This is a genomic window from Paenibacillus sp. FSL k6-2145, from assembly GCF_037976585.1.
In the GTDB taxonomy this organism is placed as follows: Bacteria; Bacillota; Bacilli; order Paenibacillales; family Paenibacillaceae; genus Paenibacillus.
In genome coordinates this window covers 48,618-69,927 of record NZ_CP150267.1, presented here as the reverse complement: position 1 = coordinate 69,927, position 21,310 = coordinate 48,618, and the positions used below count along the sequence as shown (strand labels likewise).

The 21,310-nt window shown below is 45.9% G+C and carries 20 protein-coding genes; 12 read left to right on the top strand and 8 right to left on the bottom strand.

The window, feature by feature from the left end; all coding sequences use genetic code 11:
- Positions 1-18: 18 nt before the first annotated feature.
- From NZ043_RS00335 to NZ043_RS00295, 9 genes are read left to right on the top strand one after another with little or no spacing between them, the layout of a single operon-like run.
- Positions 19-870 carry a 3-hydroxyacyl-CoA dehydrogenase family protein gene (locus tag NZ043_RS00335; protein ID WP_339310159.1) on the top strand — a complete coding sequence of 284 codons (852 nt, stop codon included), beginning with the start codon at positions 19-21 and terminating at the stop codon, positions 868-870.
- Positions 871-889: 19 nt separating this feature from the next.
- Positions 890-1,939, top strand: a complete 1,050-nt coding sequence (locus tag NZ043_RS00330; RefSeq protein WP_133386018.1) for an HAD-IIIC family phosphatase — start codon at positions 890-892, stop codon at positions 1,937-1,939.
- Positions 1,940-1,954: 15 nt separating this feature from the next.
- On the top strand, positions 1,955-2,218 hold the full coding sequence (locus NZ043_RS00325; protein WP_017687156.1) for an acyl carrier protein: 264 nt from the start codon (positions 1,955-1,957) through the stop codon (positions 2,216-2,218).
- Positions 2,215-3,099 (top strand): hypothetical protein, encoded by an 885-nt coding sequence (locus tag NZ043_RS00320; protein WP_206105767.1) that lies wholly within the window; start codon positions 2,215-2,217, stop codon positions 3,097-3,099. Before NZ043_RS00325 ends, NZ043_RS00320 begins: the two co-directional genes overlap by 4 nt.
- 25 nt (positions 3,100-3,124) lie before the next feature.
- Positions 3,125-3,865, top strand: a complete 741-nt coding sequence (locus tag NZ043_RS00315) for an alpha/beta fold hydrolase (RefSeq protein WP_091028304.1) — start codon at positions 3,125-3,127, stop codon at positions 3,863-3,865.
- A gap of 35 nt (positions 3,866-3,900) precedes the next feature.
- Entirely contained in the window at positions 3,901-6,234 is a 2,334-nt protein-coding gene (locus NZ043_RS00310) for an ABC transporter permease (protein ID WP_133385586.1), read from the top strand.
- Positions 6,235-6,246: 12 nt separating this feature from the next.
- Complete coding sequence (locus tag NZ043_RS00305; protein WP_017687160.1) at positions 6,247-7,014, top strand: ABC transporter ATP-binding protein; 768 nt, start codon at positions 6,247-6,249, stop codon at positions 7,012-7,014.
- Between the two features lie 60 nt (positions 7,015-7,074).
- Positions 7,075-7,710: a TetR/AcrR family transcriptional regulator gene (locus tag NZ043_RS00300; RefSeq protein WP_133385585.1), complete on the top strand. Its 636-nt coding sequence runs from the start codon at positions 7,075-7,077 to the stop codon at positions 7,708-7,710.
- A 20-nt stretch (positions 7,711-7,730) separates the two neighbouring features.
- Positions 7,731-9,059 carry an MFS transporter gene (locus NZ043_RS00295; protein WP_133385584.1) on the top strand — a complete coding sequence of 443 codons (1,329 nt, stop codon included), beginning with the start codon at positions 7,731-7,733 and terminating at the stop codon, positions 9,057-9,059.
- A gap of 161 nt (positions 9,060-9,220) precedes the next feature.
- Here NZ043_RS00295 and NZ043_RS00290 read toward each other — a convergent pair whose 3' ends face one another.
- The 3 genes from NZ043_RS00290 to NZ043_RS00280 form a co-directional block, all read right to left on the bottom strand.
- On the bottom strand, positions 9,221-10,045 hold the full coding sequence (locus NZ043_RS00290; protein WP_133385583.1) for a carbohydrate ABC transporter permease: 825 nt from the start codon (positions 10,043-10,045) through the stop codon (positions 9,221-9,223).
- A 1-nt stretch (position 10,046) separates the two neighbouring features.
- The gene (locus tag NZ043_RS00285; RefSeq protein ID WP_091028318.1) at positions 10,047-10,919 is read right to left on the bottom strand and encodes a sugar ABC transporter permease; all 873 of its coding nucleotides are present in this window, start codon (positions 10,917-10,919) and stop codon (positions 10,047-10,049) included.
- A gap of 100 nt (positions 10,920-11,019) precedes the next feature.
- Positions 11,020-12,324, bottom strand: a complete 1,305-nt coding sequence (locus tag NZ043_RS00280; protein WP_256332210.1) for an ABC transporter substrate-binding protein — start codon at positions 12,322-12,324, stop codon at positions 11,020-11,022.
- Between the two features lie 177 nt (positions 12,325-12,501).
- Here NZ043_RS00280 and NZ043_RS00275 point away from each other — a divergent pair, with 177 nt between their 5' ends.
- On the top strand, positions 12,502-14,379 hold the full coding sequence (locus NZ043_RS00275) for a sensor histidine kinase (RefSeq protein WP_133386017.1): 1,878 nt from the start codon (positions 12,502-12,504) through the stop codon (positions 14,377-14,379).
- 4 nt (positions 14,380-14,383) lie between these two features.
- Positions 14,384-15,193, top strand: a complete 810-nt coding sequence (locus tag NZ043_RS00270; protein WP_083677409.1) for a response regulator — start codon at positions 14,384-14,386, stop codon at positions 15,191-15,193.
- On the opposite strand, the gene NZ043_RS00265 is transcribed toward NZ043_RS00270, so the two are convergent.
- The 4 genes from NZ043_RS00265 to nirB form a co-directional block, all read right to left on the bottom strand.
- Positions 15,194-15,823 carry a YfbR-like 5'-deoxynucleotidase gene (locus NZ043_RS00265; protein WP_062835575.1) on the bottom strand — a complete coding sequence of 210 codons (630 nt, stop codon included), beginning with the start codon at positions 15,821-15,823 and terminating at the stop codon, positions 15,194-15,196.
- A gap of 284 nt (positions 15,824-16,107) precedes the next feature.
- Positions 16,108-16,890, bottom strand: a complete 783-nt coding sequence (locus NZ043_RS00260) for a formate/nitrite transporter family protein (RefSeq protein WP_091028330.1) — start codon at positions 16,888-16,890, stop codon at positions 16,108-16,110.
- A 47-nt stretch (positions 16,891-16,937) separates the two neighbouring features.
- Positions 16,938-17,264, bottom strand: a complete 327-nt coding sequence (gene nirD / locus NZ043_RS00255; RefSeq protein ID WP_249912119.1) for a nitrite reductase small subunit NirD — start codon at positions 17,262-17,264, stop codon at positions 16,938-16,940.
- Between the two features lie 58 nt (positions 17,265-17,322).
- Positions 17,323-19,752 carry a nitrite reductase large subunit NirB gene (nirB, locus tag NZ043_RS00250; protein WP_133385580.1) on the bottom strand — a complete coding sequence of 810 codons (2,430 nt, stop codon included), beginning with the start codon at positions 19,750-19,752 and terminating at the stop codon, positions 17,323-17,325.
- 275 nt (positions 19,753-20,027) lie between these two features.
- Between nirB and NZ043_RS00245 the strand changes: the two genes are divergently transcribed.
- Entirely contained in the window at positions 20,028-20,735 is a 708-nt protein-coding gene (locus NZ043_RS00245; RefSeq protein WP_249912121.1) for a metal-dependent hydrolase, read from the top strand.
- Between the two features lie 226 nt (positions 20,736-20,961).
- Here NZ043_RS00245 and NZ043_RS00240 read toward each other — a convergent pair whose 3' ends face one another.
- Complete coding sequence (locus tag NZ043_RS00240) at positions 20,962-21,285, bottom strand: hypothetical protein (RefSeq protein WP_074095924.1); 324 nt, start codon at positions 21,283-21,285, stop codon at positions 20,962-20,964.
- Positions 21,286-21,310: the final 25 nt, after the last annotated feature.

The following is a 21,310-nucleotide window of genomic DNA, read 5'->3' as shown; positions in this document are numbered from 1 at the left end:
ATACGGAGGTGATTAGGTATGCATAATCGACTCATTGCAATCATTGGCGCAGGGGTGATGGGATGCGCCACGGCACTGGATGTCGCGAGGGCTGGTTATCGTGTAATTTTGCAGGATATTTCGGCGTCGGTCATCGAACACGCCCCTGATGTTATACGTCGTGAATATCGTTCAGCTTGTTTCCTGAAGCAAGGGTACGGTCAGGTGCCCTTGGATCAGATCATGGAACGAATCTCGTTCCAGACACAAGATGAAGGTGTGGAAGAGGCAAGTATCATTATTGAAAATGTAACCGAGAACCTGGAGTTGAAAAAGGAAGTTTACGTACGACTATACCACACGGCTCGTCCGGATGCTTTATTTGCGCTAAATACAAGCTGTATTTCCGTGACAAAGCTCGCTTCATTTTTGCCTGACCCAGGTCGAGTCATTGGGGTGCATTTGATGAATCCGGTTCCCGTTAAATCCATGGTGGAGGTGATCAAAGGACATCATACAACGCAGGGTACGGAACATGAGATGGTAGCGTTTTTGGAAACTCTTGATAAAAGTCCAGTTGTCATAGAGGATCTGCCTGGGTTTGTCTCTAATCGCCTCTCGCACTTGTTAATGAATGAAGCGGCGTACATTGTACAGGATGGAATCGCTACACCCGAGCAGGTGGACGCCATTATGAAGAAAGGCTTCAATTATCAGATGGGGCCGCTGGAGACGGCGGATCTGATTGGTCTGGATACGGTCGTGCATTCATTGAAAGTATTGTACGACAGCTATCAGGACCCCAAATTCAGATGCTGTCCGATGTTGCAGAAAATGGTTGATGCAGGACAGTGGGGGCGGAAGACGGGTCAAGGATTCTATGCCTACTAAGATGAAGGGTGGCATGACCATGGAAAAGCTCAAGGATATCAAATGCATCGTTTGGGATCTGGACCACACCATATGGGATGGAGTTTTGCTTGAATCTGCAGATGTGCAACTGAAGCCGGGCTTAAAGGAGGTGATTGAAAAACTGGACCAGCGAGGTATTTTGCATTCTGTTGCCAGTAAAAATGATGCAGAGCTGGCTTGGACGAAACTAAACGAACTGGGCATCGCCGAATATTTTCTATATCCCGAAATTCATTGGGATGCGAAGTCCGTCTCTGTTCAGCGGATTCAGCAGAACATTAATATCGGTATGGATGCCATTCTGTTTGTGGATGATCAACCTTTTGAACTGGAAGAAGTGCAAAGTGTACATGCTGACATTCAGGTACTTCATGCGGATCAATATGAAACCATGCTTGATGACCCAAGGCTGATGCCCCGATTCATTACAGCCGACTCTGCGTGCAGAAGGCAGATGTATCAGGCGGATACGCTCCGTAAACAGGCTGAGGAACAGTATGAAGGACCTTCAGAACAATTTCTGGCTACGCTCGGCATGAAATTTTCCATCTACGAGGCTACTGAGGATGATCTTCAACGTGCAGAGGAACTTACCGTTCGTACCAATCAGCTAAATGCAACGGGAATTACCTACAGTTACGAGGAGTTGCATCAACTGATGACCTCGCAGGACCATATGTTATTGGTGTGTGAACTCGAAGACAAATACGGAACGTATGGCAAAATTGGGCTTGCACTTATTCACATGCAGCAGAAAGTATGGCGACTAAACATGCTTCTGATGTCTTGTAGAGTGATGTCCAGAGGAGCAGGGAGTGTACTGCTAACGTATATCATGCGTGAAGCTCAGAAGCAGGGCAAACAGATGCTTGCGGACTTCAGGGATACCGGAAGGAACCGGATGATGAATATCAGCTATCGCTTTGCCGGTTTCAAGCAGCAATCTGCAGATCAGGAAGGAAGAGTACTGTTTTATCATGATTTGCAGCAGGCTGTAGAGTTTCCAGATTACATTGAGGTTTTAGTGCCTGAGGGGCAACATCAATAACAAGGGGGAAGGGCAGTGGATTATCGTCAGGAAATTCGGGAGTTTATCGGGAACAACCTCACCATGGATCATGAGGACACTCAAATTAATGATAATGACAATTATTTTGAGCAGCGGTTCGTCAATTCGCTCTTTGCGATGCGTTTGGTGGACTTTGTAGAGCGTAGATTCCAGATTGAGATAGCAAATGAAGATCTGGATTTGGCTAATTTCTGCACGATTAACCGTTTGCATGATCTTATTGAGAGAAAGTTGACTGAGAAGGAGGCGGCACTATGATTACAGCTAATCAGGCATCCATTCGTCCAGTCACAAGTCCGGCAACCAGCCCGTCCAACAAATATATGTATTTGTTTTTGGGAATTTCCTTTGGCACATGTTATGGAATCGCAAGTTTGTTCATGTTCTTTGCGGATTTTATTGTACCCATAACAGGTGAGTTAACCCTGATGCATCCACTTGCGATCGTTGCTCTGTATTCACCTTCCATTGCCGGATTAATTACATGTTATGTGATGGGCGGAACGGAAGCATTAAAAGGAATGTTTATGAAGCTGGTTCCGCGCAGACAGGACCTGTTCTGGATACCGCTCATTATTGGAATTTCCATCATCTTTGCATCAACAATGCACTTTGGTTCCTTGTTATTCGGCATACCGGTCCCTGAGTTGACATATAGTGTACCTGAAATGATCTGGTTGGGAATTCTGAATCTGATCAAGGAGACGGGACTGATTGGTGGGCTGTTTGGCTGGATCGGATTTTTGCTTCCATTCTTGCAAGGGAAGTTAAAAAATAATATAACAAGTGGTCTGATTACCGGCCTGTTGTTCGGATTATGGGTGCTTCCGGGATACTTGATTTCCTCTTTTGGCACCTCAACCACTTACATATACTACGTTGTTCAGCTTATGGCATTTATCGTGTTCCAAAGTTATATCTTCAATGCAACCAAAGGTACACTTCTGTTTTATCTGCTTGCATTCTGGCTTGTAGCCACAGGAAGTCAAATTGATTTGTACTACTTTAATCCGCAAGTTCAAATTATGCAATTCTTCTTTTTTGTAATATCGGCTATTGTCATACATGTCATCTTCAAGCGTAAAAATGTGGATACTTCACTTCAGACATTCCCTGCATATGTTCTGGAAAGAAAGTAAGCCTGGTTATGGTGGTGAATAAGTGATGGAACCGATCTATTTGGAGCAGCTACAAAAGGGGGAGGGAAACAGACAGATAGTCTGTTTTCCTTATCTCGGTGGGAACTCCAACAGTTTTCAGCCCCTAGTGCCTTACCTTCCTGACACGGAAATTTGGGCGTTTACGCCCCCGGGTCATGGTCTGAACACCGAAAGACCCCTGGAGCATATGCAGCAACTCGTAGAACTGTATACCAGCAAGCTGCTGGATGTTATACAGCCCGGCAGTCTGTTATTTGGACATAGTCTGGGAGGAATTACAGCCTACTTCGTTGCGCAGCGCTTATGTCAGGAACGTCCAGATGTAGCTAAAACGCTACGGCTTGTGTTATCTGCCTGCAACACGCCTGACGAATGCGGGATGCAGAATTATGATCGGATGTCAGACGGCAATCTGATTGATCATCTGTTTTCCTATGAAGCTCTTCCGCAAGAACTGATACATGAAAAAGAATTATTGAATTATTTTCTGCCCGTCATCCGGGCGGATTTCAGGATGCTGGAATCTGCAGCAACGCTTGAGTATGAGCCGCTCTCATTGCCGGTGTTGTATCTGTGGGGAGAACGAGATCGTACCGTTACCCTTCAATCAGCGTTGAGATGGGGCCGATATTTTAACACACCCATGAAGCTTCAAACCATCAAAGAGGGTGCTCACATGTTCATGATGCATCAACCTTCAACGGTGGCGCATTGTCTGACAAGCTTTATGACTCCAGATAAATAGGAACAACTTGTAGATGAGAGGAGCCATGTTCGTTTATGCTGCTACGAATGCTGAGAAACGATATAACGAGAAAAAAAGGGATTACGGCTGCGTTATTTATTTTTGTGCTGCTGGCCGCCTTGCTGGTATCTTCGGGGTCACGAATGATTATGGAACTGACGAGTTCCATCCAATATCTATTTTCTGAATCCAAAACACCACACTTTGTGCAAATGCATGCCGGAGAACTCGATCAGGCCAAAGTGAACACATGGGCTGAAGAAAATGCCATGGTCCAGCAGCATCAGATTGTGGAAATGGTCAACATTGACGGCTCTAATCTGTTTCTCGGAGCAGAGTCCGAAAAGAACAGTGTTATGGACATTGACTTTGTTACACAGAATCAGGGTTTCGACTATTTGTTGAATCTGGACAGTGAGATTATTCAGGTTAATGATGGCGAGATCGCGGTTCCGGTATATTACATGCAGCAAAATAAATTGAGCGTGGGCGACCAGGTTCGGATCGATAATGGTCAATTTGAGCGTTCTTACACCATCGTTGATTTTGTCCGTGATGCTCAGATGAATCCATCGGTTGTGCACTCCAAACGTTTTATTGTGAGTGATGGGAATTTGCAGGAATTGAAGCAGAGCATCGGAGAGATGGAGTATCTCATCGAATTCCGGTTGACGGATCCCGGACTGACGAGTGAATTTACCCAGGCTTACCAAAATGCCGGACTTCCCAACGCGGGTCCAGTCGTAACCTATGGGCTGTTCCAGGTATTGAATGCGATGACCGACGGAGTTATTGCAGCCGTTATTATTTTGGTCAGTCTTGTACTGATTCTGATCGCGATGCTTTGCATCCGATTCACAATGCTTGCGACCATCGAAGAGGATTATCGTGAGATTAGTGTCATGAAGGCGATTGGGATCGCAGAGAAGGATATTAAGAGACTGTATCTGATGAAGTATGTATTTATGGCGGGATTTGCATCCGTGCTTGGTTACATTGCATCACTTGGCGTTAACAGACTATTTGTTTCCAACATCATGTTGTATATGGGAAAAGCACCTGCAACCCTGTTGCATTTCGCGATTCCGTTATTAGCTGCTGGAATAATATTTGCCATGGTTGTTCTGTTCTGTCGAACGGTACTGCGGCGTTTTCGTTCCATCTCCGCGGTGGATGCTCTCCGTACCGGGAGCCTGGGAGATACACAGATCATTCGAAACCGGCTCAGTTTGTCTCGCAATCGCTGGTCTTCCGTACCTGTCTTTCTTGGTCTGAAGGAAGTCATACAGCGAATCAAGATGTTCCGATTATTGTTGTTCGTCTTTGTAGTCAGTTCATTTATCATGATTGTGCCGGTCAATTTCCTGAACACTTTGCAGGCGCCAAGTTTTATTTCTTATATGGGTGTTGGACAAAGTGATATTCGCATTGACTTGAGGCACACAGATGATGTGGAGCAGCGTTATGACAATCTGGTTGCCCAGATCCAAAATGATAAAGACATCAAAACATATTCCCCATTGGTAACAAGCCAGTTCAAGATTAAAAATGCGGAAGGAAGTTACGACAATCTGAGTGTAGAAACTGGGGATTTCAGTATTTTCCCATTGTCTTATGTTAGCGGTAATGCGCCAACAACCGAGAATGAAATTGCGTTATCTGATGCAAACAGTAGCGAGCTGCGCCTGAAGACTGGTGAGCAACTTACCTTGCTGGTTAATGGCAAGGACCAGATGATGACAGTCAGCGGAATATACCAGGACGTTACAAATGGTGGCAAAACGGCGAAGGCCTTATTACCTTACAACAAGGATAGTGTGTTGTGGTATGTGGTCAGTTTGGATCTGAATAATCGCGGCGACATGGCTACCAAAATTGCTGAATATGAGGCGGCTTTCTCGCCAGCCAAAGTAACCGATCTTCAAGGTTATCTGGATCAGACGTTAGGCGGAACCATCCAACAATTGAAATTGGTGACGATGCTGGCCTTGGTCATCGGTGTCTTCATATCTATTTTAATTACAGCACTGTTCCTTCAGATGTTAGTAGCCAAGGACAACAACGACATTGCTGTACTAAGAAGCCTTGGGTTTGCCTTGTCTAAAATCAAGTTCAAGTATGTCGTGATGTCACTTGTCATATTAATCTTAGGGGTTGTTACTGGAACGATATTGTCGAATACGTTGGGTCCGTTGCTGGTTAGTGCCATTATGTCGACGTTCGGTGCTTCCAATATTGTTTTTGTTGTTAACCCGTTACAGGCATATATCTTGTGTCCATTGTTACTTGCAGGCACGATTGTACTAACAGCATGGATTAGCATCCAATCGATCAAGGAAACGAGCATATCCAAAATGATTGTCGAATAGGGAGGATCAACGATGACAACTATACTTGAGGCTAAAGACGTGAATAAATCGGTAGCGATCGGCGAGAATGAAGAACATAACATCTTAAAAGATATCAACCTTCAATTAAAAAAGGGAGAATTTGTTTCCATCATGGGGCCATCTGGCTCAGGTAAGTCTACCTTACTGTACAACATAAGTGGTATGGATCAGATTAGTGCTGGAAGTGTCTATTTTAATGGCAAAAAAATATCGGCATTTCAGGAGAGGGATCTGGCAAGTCTACGTTTGACCAAGATGGGGTTCATCTTTCAAAATATTCATCTGCTCAAAAATCTGAATCTATTAGACAATATCGTACTTTCCGCGTATCTGGCCAAGAATAGCAGCAGAGAAACGATTAATACACGGGCGATGTCATTAATGAAAAAAATGGGGATTGATGAGCTGGCCGGGCATAACATCACCCAAGCCTCAGGCGGACAGCTTCAACGGATTGCCATCTGCCGTGCGCTGATTAATAATCCAGATATTTTATTCGGCGATGAACCAACGGGGGCGCTGAATTCCAAATCAACGTATGAGATCATGGATATTCTGGGCGATATTAATGCAACGGGTACAACCATTCTGCTGGTGACCCATGATGTGAAAGTCGCTGCCAGATCGGAACGTGTACTGTTTATGATGGACGGTAAGCTGGTTGCAGACAGAAATATTGGAAAATATGCAAGAGAGCGTCAGGATCTAAAAACAAGGGAAAGTCATTTGGCGCAATGGTTAACTGAAATGGGGTTCTAAAAAAAGAACTCCATGACTACAATAGACCGACAGTCGGTCGAACGTATCGGAGGCCAGGATATGAGACTGATAAAAAACCCGGAAGAACGCAGGAATGAGATTTTGGATGCCGCCGAGATTCTGTTTGTAACAAAGGGATATACCAAAGCTACGGTCATGGATATCCTACAGGCGTGCAACATTGCCAAGGGTACATTTTATTATTATTTTCAGTCCAAGGAAGAGGTTATGAACGCCATCGTTATGCGTTTTATTCTGAGCGGGGAGGCATCGGCTAGGCACGTGGTGTCCGATCCCAAACTGAATGCCCATGACAAAATTTTTCGCATCATGATGGCGCAGAATCAGCCAGACGGCAGAAAACATGATCTCATCGAGCAATTGCACAGTGTTCATAATGTGGAGATGCACCAAAAGAGTCTTGTAGAGACGGTAATTCGATTAAGTCCCATCTTGGCCGAGGTGGTAGAGCAGGGCATTCAGGAGGGGGTATTTCATACACCTAACCCAAAGGAATCCATCGAATTCCTGCTTGTATCGTCACAATTTTTGCTGGATCGAGGCATCTTTCAATGGGAGGAGGAAGAACTCCAAAAAAAGGTTGAAGCATTCACACATATTATGGAACGTGTGCTGGGAGCAGAAAAAGGAAGCTTCGCCTACGTCACTCGTCTTTATTTTCCGAATCAAGGTTAGCCGAGAAAGGAGTATCATCCATGGAACATACCGTTCAAAAATCATTTAAAAAGTTTCTGGTAGTATGGTTCGGTCAGCTCATCTCCATGATTGGGATTGGACTGACAGCCTTCTCCCTGGGGGTGTATGCCTTCGAAAAAACGAATACGGCAACAAGTGTTGCATTGATCACCTTATTCACGTTTCTGCCGAATATCCTGCTTCGACCTATTGGAGGGGTACTGGCCGACCGATTCGACCGTCGAACGATGATGATTATCGGCGACCTGGGGTCGGCAGCCGGTTTGATTTTCATTCTGTCGATTATGCTCACAGGTGATATCCAATTATGGCATATCTATGTGGGAGTGGCCTTTAGTTCGGTGTTTTCCGCGCTGCAGAGCCCGGCATATAAGGCCTCTGCTACGGACCTGCTGGATAAGGATCAGTTCTCGAAAGGAAGCGGTCTTGTACAACTGGCTGAATCCTCGAAGTTTCTGTTTTCACCCATCATTGCGGGCATTCTGCTTAGTATAACAACCATTGAAGTCATTCTTGTCATTAATATTCTGACATTCCTGGTTGCCATTCTGGCTGTGCTGGTTATTCGGAAGAGCATGAAGGTGGAGCGAGAGGATCAAGAAGACAAAAACTGGATCACCGATATGCAAGAGGGCTGGAGGGAAGTTGTAACCAACAAGGGAGTACTGTTGCTGGTGGTGATTATTTCACTTGTCACCTTTTATCTAGGATTCCTGGAGACACTCATTGGTCCGATGCTTCTGTCATTCACGGATGCAAAGACACTTGGAACGTTTCAGTCTGTTAGCGCCATCGGCATGCTGATTAGCAGCTTGTGCATCGGCATATTTACAATAACAAAGAGATACGCAAGTGTGCTTGTGATGGGTCTGATCTTGTGCGGTTTGTCCTTCTCGCTTCTGGGGATATCCACCAACATTTATTTTATTATCTTCGCAGGTTTTCTGTTCCTGTCATCGCTGCCGTTTGTCAATATGAGCGCAGATGTGCTGGTGCGAAACAATATCGCCAACGAAAAGCAGGGCAGGGTATGGGGAATCATTGGTATTCTGTCACAACTCGGGTTTATTATCGCGTACAGTTTGGCTGGATTTCTGGCCGACCATGTGTTTAATCCGTTGCTGATGGAGGGGGGAGCACTGGCTTCGTCTGTTGGTCAAATTATTGGAACTGGGCCAGGCAGAGGTATTGCCTTTCTGTTTATCATCGCGGGTCTGTTTGTTATTCTGATCGCAATAATCACATCCCGTTTGAAAATGATCAAATCTCTGGAGCAGAGCCCAGATATAGCGACTCCATCCGATGTTGGCGGATTGGCGCACGATTAATTCGAATCCAACAGCGTAAGCCCTTGTCCGCAGCAGCGTGTGATGCTTCTTCTGTACGAAGAAGTTATTCACACGATGAGCAGACAAGGGCTTTTTTGTGCTGAGGAGTCAGCAGATGTAATTAGACAAGATGCGTTTGTGTATTGGATTGTCGGTGGAGCTTACCCTTTAACAGCCCCAGAAGTTAGTCCTCCTACAATATACTTTTGCCCAATGAGGAACACAATCAACACAGGCAATGAGGTGAGCACAATATCGGCACTGACCAGATTCCACTGGGCACTGAATTGCCCGAAGAAGTTATATACAGCCAGTGTCATCGGCCACATCTCCACTGTATTCAGCATATAGAGTGGGGCAGTAAACTCATTCCAGACACTCAGGAAATTAAGAACAAATACCGTTACCAGCACCGAGGTTAACAAAGGTACAATGATTCTCAGGAACAGCTTGATCCCATTACATCCGTCCATGATCGCGGCTTCATCCAGCTCCTTCGGGATGTTAGACACAAACGCATACGTAATGAACAGCGAGATTGGAATACCCATAGCCGTGTAGAGCAGAATCATGCCGACATGTGAATTGATCATACCCATGGACTTCATGACTTCCATCAGCGGAATGTAGTTTAGCGGCAGTGTGATACCGAGAATCAGGAAGAAGTACAGAAACTTGCTGAGCTTCGAATGGTTGCGTGATAACGTGAAGGCTGAGAAGGCCACAACAAACACCAGTAGCAGAGAAGAAGCCCCGGAATGCAGCAGACTGTTGAAAAAAGAACCGCCCAAGTGTCCCTGTTCATAGACGATTTTGTAATTTTCGAAGATAAACTTCTCGGGCAGCGTCAGCTTCAGCACTTTGGCCTCGGCGTCCGACTTGAATGAATTCAGTACAATGACCACAAAAGGAATCAGGACCACCAGGCTAAGCAGCCAGGCGAGTGCATTTAACCCGATCGAAGCCAATCTTTTTCTCAATCGCATGTCAGTATTCCACCTTTCGGTTCATCAAACGAATGATGAAAAAGGAGATGATCGCCATGATGACAAACAGAATGGTAGATAGCGCACTCCCCAGTCCCCAATACCCTTTGGCAAAAGAGGAATAGACAGCCGTGTTAATGACATCTGTTGCGTTACCGGGGCCACCGTTGGTTAGCACGTATACGGCATCGAATACTCTCAGCCCATACGTAATATTGAGTACCGTGGCGATGGTAATGGTAGGCATCAGCATCGGAATGGTGATCCGGAACAGCTTTTGCCCAAATCCGGCGCCGTCAATGGACGCTGCCTCGTAATAATCCCGGGGGATGGCGAGCAGTCCGGCGATGAACAGCACCATGATGTACCCCATGCCTTTCCACGTGTCCACTGCCATGATGGATGGCATGGCCCAGGTTAGGGAGCCCAGCCAGTTCTGGGCGAGAACATCCAGCCCTAATGAACGCAGGGTTACGTTAACGAACCCGTTGTTTGGGTCGAGCAGACTTTTGAACACAAGCCCAACAATCAGGAACGACAGCACCTGTGGGGAGAAGATGATCATCCGGTGCAGATTCGCGGCCTTTACACCGCTGACCAGCAGCAGGGCCAGAAACAAGCCGAGAACCGTCTTGGCGATGGATGTAACCAGGGTGAAGAGGACTGTGTTTTTGATAAAAAGCAGATAGGTCGGATCACCCGCCAGAATAGTGCGGAAATGCTCCAGACCGATAAAGTTCTTCTCCGAACTATAACTATTCCAGTCAGTGAAGGAATAATAGATGCCCAGCAGGGCGGGAGCAACGATGAACAACAGATATAATACAATCGCTCCAGATGAGAAATACCAGGGATAGATTTTGTTTGCATTCATAACCGGTAACACCTTTCCTTCCTGCCAAAATACATGAGCGGGCAAACGCCCGTTGCATGTAACACTGTTCAGCGTTTATATTTATCTGAAATATGCGCTGTTACTGCCACTTCTCATCTTTCAGCACTTTGGCTTGTTCAGCACGACGTTTATCAATATTTTGCAAAATCTGATCCGGTGTCATTGCGCCAGCGAACATGCCTGACAAGTCCTTGCCAATATCCATCCATTGTGGATCAATATATTTCACAGCGGCCTGCATGACCGTACCTTTTTCATGATTTTTCTCATAATCAATATAGTCCTGTGTCAGCTTAGGTTCGATTTCCGGCCAGCAGATCGTCAGATTGCCTTCACCTTCATCGAACACACGTTGCAGATGATCATGCTCTGTAATCCAGCGGAAGAATTTCAGCACTTCTTCAGGATGTTTACTGTTTTTGTTACCAAACATGGCAGCTGAACCGCCGGGATTCACACCAATCGTCTGATTATCTCCCCACGGCATGACAAAGAACCCCATATTGTCTTTCATTGCCGGATACGCTTCGGAAACTTCCTTTTCCGTCCCTGGAACCCGAAGCAACATAGCAGCTTTTTCCTGACCAAACGCTTCAATTCCCGCTTCTACCGTATTGGACAAGAAGTCTTTGCCGAAATAACCGAGATCCGCAAATTCTTTTAACTGTTCAATGACCGTCTTGAGTTGCGTCATATCTGCGACTTTCATCTCATTGTTATTTAATTTCTCGTAGGTTCCCGCTGTTGTTTGCTCATAGTTAGGTCCCGTTTCGAACAAAGGCAGAACCTGATACCACCCGCTGGCAGGTGCCTGATAGAACGGAATAATGTCTTTATCCTTAATTTTCTGGCTGATCGCCTTGAATTCGGCATAGGATGTAGGAGGCTCTATGCCGAGCTCTTGGAAGATACGTTTGTTATAGTACACATACCAGATTTTCGTTGGCGCAAAAGAAACCCCATACACCTTTTCATTGTGACTGACGGTTGGCAAAATCTCTTCAGACATCCGACCTGTGAATTCCTCATTGGTTAGGTCAATGGCATTTTCCTCCGGTCTTACGTTAGCCGGCATGCTCAGTGGGTCCACATCAACATTGAAAATGTCAGGTGCTTCGCCAGAGGCCAGCTTTACCTTGATCAGGTCACGCCACTGTGCGTCAGGTACGACCTGAAAATCAATTTTGACACCGGTCTCCTGCTCATATTCCTTGGCCATCGTTTGCATGATGCCTGTACGCGGTATACCGGATTGGCTTGTTCCAAACGTGAGAGTCACCTTACCCGAACCTTCCGTACTTTTACCTGAGTTGCACCCGGCAAGCAGCAGAGTGGAGAGCAGGAGCACACTTGCAAGCGAAAATAGAAATCGTTTTCTCATCATTAAACCTCCCGGAATATAAAGAAAATTGTCACTTGCCGAAACGCTTAATGTAAGCGTATTCTTATGTGGATAACTTTACTGTGAACAGCGGATGTGCTCAATAGACAAAAGCGTTCAGTTGGGTGGACATTTTCGAATGGTGTGACAGATATCATCATAGGACGAGGTGTGTGGGAATTGCGATATCGATTTGGAACGCTTCAGCAAAGTCTGTTTGCCTATTACTCTGCGGTATTTATTATCTTTTCGCTGATTGTGGCGGGGCTTCTGTATGTTTTTCTCGCAAGTGACATTCGTCATCGAAGTGAAGAACAACAGAGACAACTGGGGGTGTCAATCGTCAGTAACCTGGATCAGGAAGTGGTGAAAATGAACAACTTCTCCATGAATATCGTGTACTCCAATCTGGTCAAAGAACACTTCAGTCACTACTTGGCACCAGCGGAGGATAGCGAGCAGACAAGGACGAGTGATCCGGCATTGTATAAGGATACAACCACACTAATTGATGTCATTCTCGCGATCATTAGCAGCTCCAATACAGCCAAACAGGCCAATATCTATGATGTAAATGGCAAGATGCTGGGAGCGGGTGCATTCAACGGTCAACTGTCTGTGGATCTGACTAAGCGACCGTGGTACAAGGAAACCTGGGAGCGGAGCGGCTGGCGGGTGATTCAACTGTTAGAGGGGGGAGCTTTGCCCATGCCAACAGGTGAGGGGAAATCAGATCAATCCTACATTTCCCTTACTCGGGTGTACAAAGATGGCAACTATGTCAGCCAGGGTGTTGTTGAGATTTTGCAGGATGCCGGAACCCTGTTCCAGCATTTGAATGATTTGCAGGCGAGTAACGATGATCTTCGGATCTATGTAGTGGATGAACAAAATACACGGTTGTATCCACTTTCTTCGGTTGATGATGCTTCTCAAGCTAGCCACTTCGATGATGTGGACTTGATTCAGAATCTTTCATTTCCACCGGATACGATGCAGGAGATCACCGATCCGTTGAATCATTCCAAACAGATGATGACGTACATGACGTCACAGGAGACAGGATGGACCGTTGTTGTCATGCAGTCCAAACAGTCCCTTTTCGCGAGTCTCAACCGGATGGCTGTGATGTTTATCGGTGCGACGTTAGCTACTCTCATGCTGATTCTGGTTCTCTCGTATCTAATCTCCAAACGGGTTACATTGCCGCTACATCGCTTGCAGCGCATTATTCAGAAAACGGGTGAGAATGATCTGGTATCGGGTCAGGATTCCGGTCAGTTGTTCAAGCTGGAGCATCCCGGTTCTATCCGGGAGATGGATGAGCTAAATGATACGTTTATCCGGCTGAATCAACAGCTTGTGCAATCGTTTCAGGACAGGCTGGCGATGAAATCTCAGGAGACAGAAGCGAGATTACTGGCGCTGCAATCCCAGATGAACCCGCATTTTCTCTATAACAACATCACGAATATTAGCATCATGGCGGAAGAAAGCATGAATGAGCAGATTGTCGCGTTCTGCGCCAATATTGCGTCTATGCTGCGTTATATTTCTACTCCGGGAAAGAATGGGGTTCCACTGTCTCAAGAATTGGATTATTGTGAGCGATATCTGGAGTGTATGAAGATTAGGTTTGAGGATGATCTACACTACGAGTTTCATATTCCGGAAGAGATGCAGCTTATCCAGGTTCCGATGCTGATGGTACAACCACTACTCGAAAATGCCATGAAATATGGACTGGGTGATACCCCGCCATGGAAACTGAATATTACTGGAGATATGGATGCGGTACAGCAGACCTGGCAGATCCACGTGGAAGACAACGGGCCTGGCATGGAACCCGAAGCACTTGCCAAGATCATGCATTACATCGAACAATCACAGGAGTGGGAGCGTATGCCTGACCTTGAAATTAACGGAATGGGACTCAAGAATATATGGGTCCGATTGAAATTATGGTATGGCACGGCAGCCCGCTTGCAGATTACAAACAAGCCTTCCGGCGGTGTCCAGATTACCATAGGTGGTTCCATTGGAAAGGAGCATGACTGAACCCATGACAATCAAATACAGAACGATTATTGTGGAAGATGAAGCCCTGATTCGCCGGAATGTCTCACGCAAATTCAGAGAGTTGGACACCCGGTTTGAGGTGATTGGTGAAGCGCGGAACGGTCAGGAAGCGTTACAGCTCATTGAACATTCCGTACCTGATCTGGTTGTAACGGATATACAGATGCCGGTAATGAATGGATTGGAACTCGCCAAACATCTGTATTTTGCCTATCCGCATGTGAAAATTGTCATTCTGAGTGGTTATCATGAATTCGAATATGCGCGGCAGGCGATCAGTTACAAGGTGGAGGATTATCTGCTCAAACCATTATCGGAAGAACAGCTTCGGACACTGCTGGATGCGATGGAATTGAAGCTTGGGAGCGCTGTGGATTCGCTTGCCCATGTCAGTGCTGTGCTGGATGAACAGGTGAAGCCGGAGGATATCGCAGAGGCCGTTAAGTTGTATTTGAAGCAGAATTACATGCATGAGATTACACTCCAGGACATGGCAGGACAGATGCATTTTAGTGTGGACTATCTGGGAAAGTGTTTTAAGAAAGTAACGGGCGAGACTCCGCTGAAATATATGACAGGTCTGCGGATTAATGAAGCGAAGCGTATGCTCGTCACGCACGAGAATATGGATATCAAGACCATTGGTGGAGCGGTAGGGTACAGTGATTCCCACTATTTCAGCCGGATTTTCAAAAACAAAACGGGCATGTACCCTAGCGAGTACCGACTGCAATTGCAGGAACGAAAAAAAGCCCTGTCCATGGATGATGAGAACCATGTTGACTTGAGCTGATTACTGGGCCAGAGCTTCTTCGGTTATTTTGCGAATATCAAACGGGGAGCGGATACCTTCATCGATCATGTCGGGGAGAATCTGTTCCAGGAAATACTGTACACAGTGGAGGTCGATATTTTTGATTTTGACCAAGGCATAACGGTACATAACGATAAATTCTTTCTCCGTATTGCCACGTTGGAGCTCAGCAAAGGCTTCATATACCTGATCCATCTTGTCTGCGACTTCGAGAATCAGTCCTTCAACCGATTGGTCTTTACCCTCACGCAGCTGTCTGCGAAATATAGGCTGGAACTCTTCAGGAATATTTTCATTAATAAAATGTTCAACCATACCTTCTTCCACCTTTTGCAGCATCGAACGCAGCTCTAGTGAATAATGTTTGACTGGTGTTTTGATATCACCGATGAAGATTTCGCCATAATCATGACTGCTGGTGATCTCATATAATTTCTTCCAATCAATGGTGACTCCATGCTGTTCCTCAATATCTGCGAGCGTTTTGGCGTATTGTACCACTTTCCAGGAATGAGCGGATACGCTGTGTTCTTCGAATTTGAATTTGCCAGGTGTACGAATAATACGTTCAAGATCATTCAGTGACCTGAAGTACGTATGGATTCCCATATAAGCGTTCATCCTTTGCTCGTTGAGTATAAGTGTGAGTATGAGTCGACTATACGCTAGTTATGTCAACTGTGGATTAACGCGGATAGGGACAAAAGTAAAATGAAGTTTTAATTTTCTATAGAAGGACGAGATTATGAAAGGGAACCCTACGAGAGAGTAGCAGCTTATCGACAAACATTAAAAAGCCACGATGTGTGATTGAACGTGAGTTCGGCATCCATCGTGGCTTCAGTGTGGAGATGTTGTGCTCTAGCGCTACATAAGTGCAGTTGAATCAAAAATTATGATTTTTTACGTACCGGAGAAGTATACCAGTACGCCATTCCAACAAAGAGGGCACCGCCGATGATATTACCAAGCGTTACCGGAATCATGTTATGGAACCAACCTGCCATCGTGATTGTATCCGGGTGGTTTGGCAGCAACCAGGATAAAGAGAGCAAAGTCATATTGGCAACACTGTGCTCATAACCACTTGCGATAAATGCGTACAGACACCACCAGATAAGAACAAGTTTGGCGATATCCTCTTTGGAGCGAGCTGCCATCCAGATCGCCAGACAGACGAGCCAGTTACACAGAATGCCTCGGAAGAACAACTCAGACACGGGCGCCGCCATCTTTTTGGCAGAGACGACAAACAGCAGATGTTCCGGTGTGGCCGTTTTGAACAGACCGCTACCGACAATGAGTAGACTTAATAGAATTGCGCCGAGCAGGTTACCAACAAAGACGAGCCCCCAGTTCTTCAGCGTTTCGTTCACTGTGGTTCGGCCAGCCAGCGTACTCATGGTGAAGAACATATTGTTACCTGTAAACAATTCCGATCCGGCAAAGATGACCAGCGTGAGGGCAAGTCCGAAGGACATGCCCATCAACATGGTTTGCAGTGGTGACTGTGCCGCAAGGAGCGGAGCACCAATACTGAAGATCAGAACGATGCCAAGCCCTACATAGGCACCAGCCATTAAGGCAGCAACCATATAACGTGGCAGGCTTGCGTTCATTTGATCCCGTTTTTTAACCGCAGCTTCAATAATTCCCTCAACACTTGGTGTATACATCACGGTTTCCCCCATTATTTTGCATCAATCTTTGAACGTTTCAATGGCTATATTTCGATCCAAACCTGGCCGTTCTCTACCTTCACCGGATACATCTGCACTTGCCCATTGTCCGGTGCTTGCACAACACCAGTAGTCAAGTCAATTTTCCAATCATACAGCGGATCGTACAGATAATGCCCGGACACAATGCCTTCAGCCAGCGGTCCACCTTTAGGATGGGGGTTGTGATTATCTGCAGCGAAGATGGTACCATCCGATGCACGAAAGACAGCAAGCTGATGATCCTTAATTTCAACTACTCTTCCGATTCGTGGCAGGAATTCTTCAACTACTCCGGCAGGGAAGTAGGTGCCTGATTGTTTTGTCGTCATCTTAAACCACTCCTTATCTATATTTAACATTCCGGCAGCATTAATCTTGCGAGCTTACTTATGGACGAGCCGATACTTCGATACCATGGAACATTTTGCTTTGGCCTTCTTCATTGCGAATCGCTTTTTGCCAAGGTTCTTCAACATGCTCAAGTGCAAATTCAATTCGTTGCATCAACGCTTTACGTTCCTCAAGGTTATCCACGACAACCGAACGAATATGCTCCAGACCCATGCGTTCCACCCACTCGGACGTCCGTTCCAGATAGTTACCTGTCTCGCGATAATATTGCATGATGGCTCCGCACAGTTCAATCAACTCGTCATCTGTTTTCACTTTGCATAAGGAATCAGCCAGTCTAGCTTTAATACCGCCGTTACCACCGATGAAGATTTCCCAGCCTCCGTCGTTACCAACGATACCGATATCTTTGGTACATGCCTCTGCACAGTTTCGCGGACAACCGTTGACAGCATATTTAAACTTGGCTGGCAGATCCAGACGTTCGAATTTTCGTTCAATGCGAGCGCCCATGGCCATGGAATCCTGTGTACCGAATCGGCAGAATTGGGAGCCGACACATGTTTTGACCGTACGCAGCGATTTGGCGTATGCATAACCTGAAGGCATATCCAGTTCAGCCCAGACTTTGGTCAGATCTTCTTTTTTGACACCAATCAAGTCGAGACGCTGACCGCCAGTAACTTTGACTGCTTTCACATCATATTTGACTGAAACGTCAGCGATACGTTTGAGGTCCGCTGGTGTAGTCACCCCGCCATACATCCGAGGTACAACCGTATACGTTCCATCCTTTTGAATATTTGCGTTCATACGTTCGTTAACAAAACGGGATTCTTTCTCATCTTCGTGTGTGTCTGGTGCAATCATGCCAAGGTAGTAGTTGATCGCCGGACGACATTTGGAACAACCTTCAGGTTGACTCCAACCCAGTACATTCATGACCTCTTTGGTCGTTTGTAATCCTTTTGCACGAATCTCGGCTACAATCTCATCCCGTCCCATGGAAGTACATCCGCAGATGCCCTGTTTGGCTCCAGTACTGAAGCTGTCTCCAAGTACATATTGCAGAATCTGTTCCACAACCGGTTTACAGCCACCGCAAGAGCGGGTTGCACCGGTACAAGCTTTGATTTCATCAACAGTGGTAAGGCCCTGGTTTGTAATTACATCAACAATGGTTCCTTTGGTTACCCCGTTACATCCACAGACGATCTCGTCCTCGGGCATCGTTTCAACAGAGGTTGCTTTCTTATGACCGCCGCAGCCTGTACCCATGAGTGAGCCATACAATTCTTCGGTCATTTCGGTTTGATTTTTAATCAGTTTCTGCAATTCGGCAGAATCCGTAATGTCACCGAAGAGAACGGCGCCGACCATTTTATTATCACGAAGCAGAATTTTTTTGTAAGTCCGTTTCCAGTCATCTTTGTGCGAAATGACGGTGTGCTCTGGGCTGTCGATGAATTCACCGGTTGAAAACACGTCCACACCCGAAATTTTCAATTTCGTAGATACTACGGAACCTTCATAAGGAGCCGTTTCAACCCCGCAGATATGTTTCGCCAGAATCATACCTTGCTCGAACAATGGGGCAACGAGGCCATAACATACCCCGCGGTGCTCTGTACATTCCCCTACCGAGTACACATTCTCAAGTGAAGTCTGCATATAGTCATTCACGACAATACCCCGGTTCACTTCCATACCGCTTTCGCGGGCTACAGCCGTATTGGGTTTGATGCCTACAGCCATGACCACAAAATCAACATTCAGAACCGTATCATCTGCAAAACGTATCCCTTCAACGCGTTCGCCGCCCAGCAGTTCGGAAGTCTGCGCACCCATCTTGAACCGGATACCCTGACGTTCGAGTTCTGCTTTCAACATGGCTGAAGCTTGTGGATCAAGCTGACGCTCCATCAGATCCTGCATCAAGTGCACTACGGTAACTTCCATGCCAAGTTGTACCAAACCTTTGGCAGCTTCAAGGCCTAGCAGTCCGCCCCCGATAACGGCCGCTCTTTTGTACTGTTTAGCGGCATCGAGCATGACATTGCAATCGGCGATATCACGGAAACCGACAACACCTTCTTTGTCATGTCCAGGTACTGGGAGAATAAAGGAGTTGGAGCCAGTCGCAATGATTATTTTGTCATAAGGAACGCGAGTTCCATCTTCAGTCACAACTTCGTGCGTATCCGAATCAATTCGGGTTACGGTTGTTCCTGTATGGAGGGTAATACCATAATCCTGATACCAGTGGAGATCATTCAGTACGATGTCATCCAGTGTTTTGCTTCCTTCCAATACATAGGACAACATAATGCGGTTGTAGTTAGGGTAGGGCTCTGTGCCAAAAACAGTAATATCAAATCGCGTAGTTAATTTTAAAATTTGCTCAACGGTACTGATTCCTGCCATTCCGTTACCTATGATAACGAGTTTCTCTTTTTTTCCGTTCATGTGTGTATGCCTCCTTGGATAGACGCTGTACATTACCAACAATTTTAGTGGTTTATATTTGAAATTATACAAGTAGTTGATGAGAGTTTATGTGATTTAATTCACTAATAAAGATAGAAGAGTCATAAATATAATAGTGTGAGCCCCATCACAGAAATTTATAATTATTTTCACACAAATAAGAAATGCGAACTATTGTTCTTATTTTGTTTTCGTTGTAAAATCGGAACTGGGCCGTATTGTTCCCGATTTCTTCGAAAGGACGTTTTTGCATCATGATGGGAAGATCCCACCTTATTATCGGGACAGGCGTGTCACTTTCTGTTCTGCAGTTGGCCGGTATGCCAGTGACAGCGCCGGCAGTTACGGTTGCACTGATTGGTTCGTTATTGCCTGACATTGATGAGCCGAATTCGCTGCTGGTATCCAGAGCCTTGCCTAACAGTCTGATCAGGTTGTTACAGACGATTCTGTTGCCCACAGCTGTATTTGTGTACTTCTATGTTCATGCCAAACCATGGAACCTGTTGCTTGCGATCCTCATTGCGCTTGTGTCATTCCTGCCTTCACGTTCGCTTCGCAAAGTGTTGATGTTTGCGATTGGACTCGGACTGGTCTTCTATGGTCACGCGTTCGCACCGTGGAACTTGATTGCAGGCAGTTTGTTAATGCTCTGCACCACACTGACTCATAGGGGACTGACACATACCCTGTACGGAACCGCAATATGGGCGGGCTTGTTGTACAGCACGACCCAGCAGCAGGGACCGGAGATCTGGGTAGCGGGAGGCTCGGCATATGCGATGCATCTTTTGGCCGATTCACTAACCAATCGGGGTATTCGTCCGTTACCACCGCTCAAGTGGCGCATACGGGTGAATCTGATGAGTACAGGGACCAAGCGTGGGGCCGTTGTAGAGAATGTCTGCATTGTGCTTACCCTTATTTTGGCCTGGATTGCATTCTCGCCGCTATTTCTGTAATGACCAAATACCAGTCCTGTCTAAGGACTGGTATTTCATTTTTTTGTTCTTTTACCTGTAAGCCATGAGAGGATTATGGGGGTCAACTCGTTGTTGGCGTGCTTGATAAACCGTCAAGATCAGAAGAGCCAAATGCAAATAAAACAACAAGAATAAGCACAATTAATAGCTCGGCAAATCCGATTCCGTCAAACTCGGACATGACATCCACCTCATTTCTTGGCCACTAAGAATTAATTCTCTGTTGAAATGCCTGTATAACATCATTAAGCGTCATATCGCCGCCAGTTTCATCCAGGAATTGTACCAGTTTGTCTGAATTGGAGGGTGTGACCTTTTGAAGTGTTTTATATTGACCAACCAATTCTACAACCAATGTAGCCTCACGAAACAACGTGACAGCATCCACTCTCAACTTTCCGCTCACCAATAGCGCTGCTACAATCAGTTCGAGATTTTTCCCTTTAAGGCTTCCATTAAGGAGGGTATTAGCAGCATTTGGTTTTTTGTTAGAACCTTTATTTGATTTTCCGTTCCTTCCCACTGCCATAACAGGTCCCCCACTGGTTGGTGTT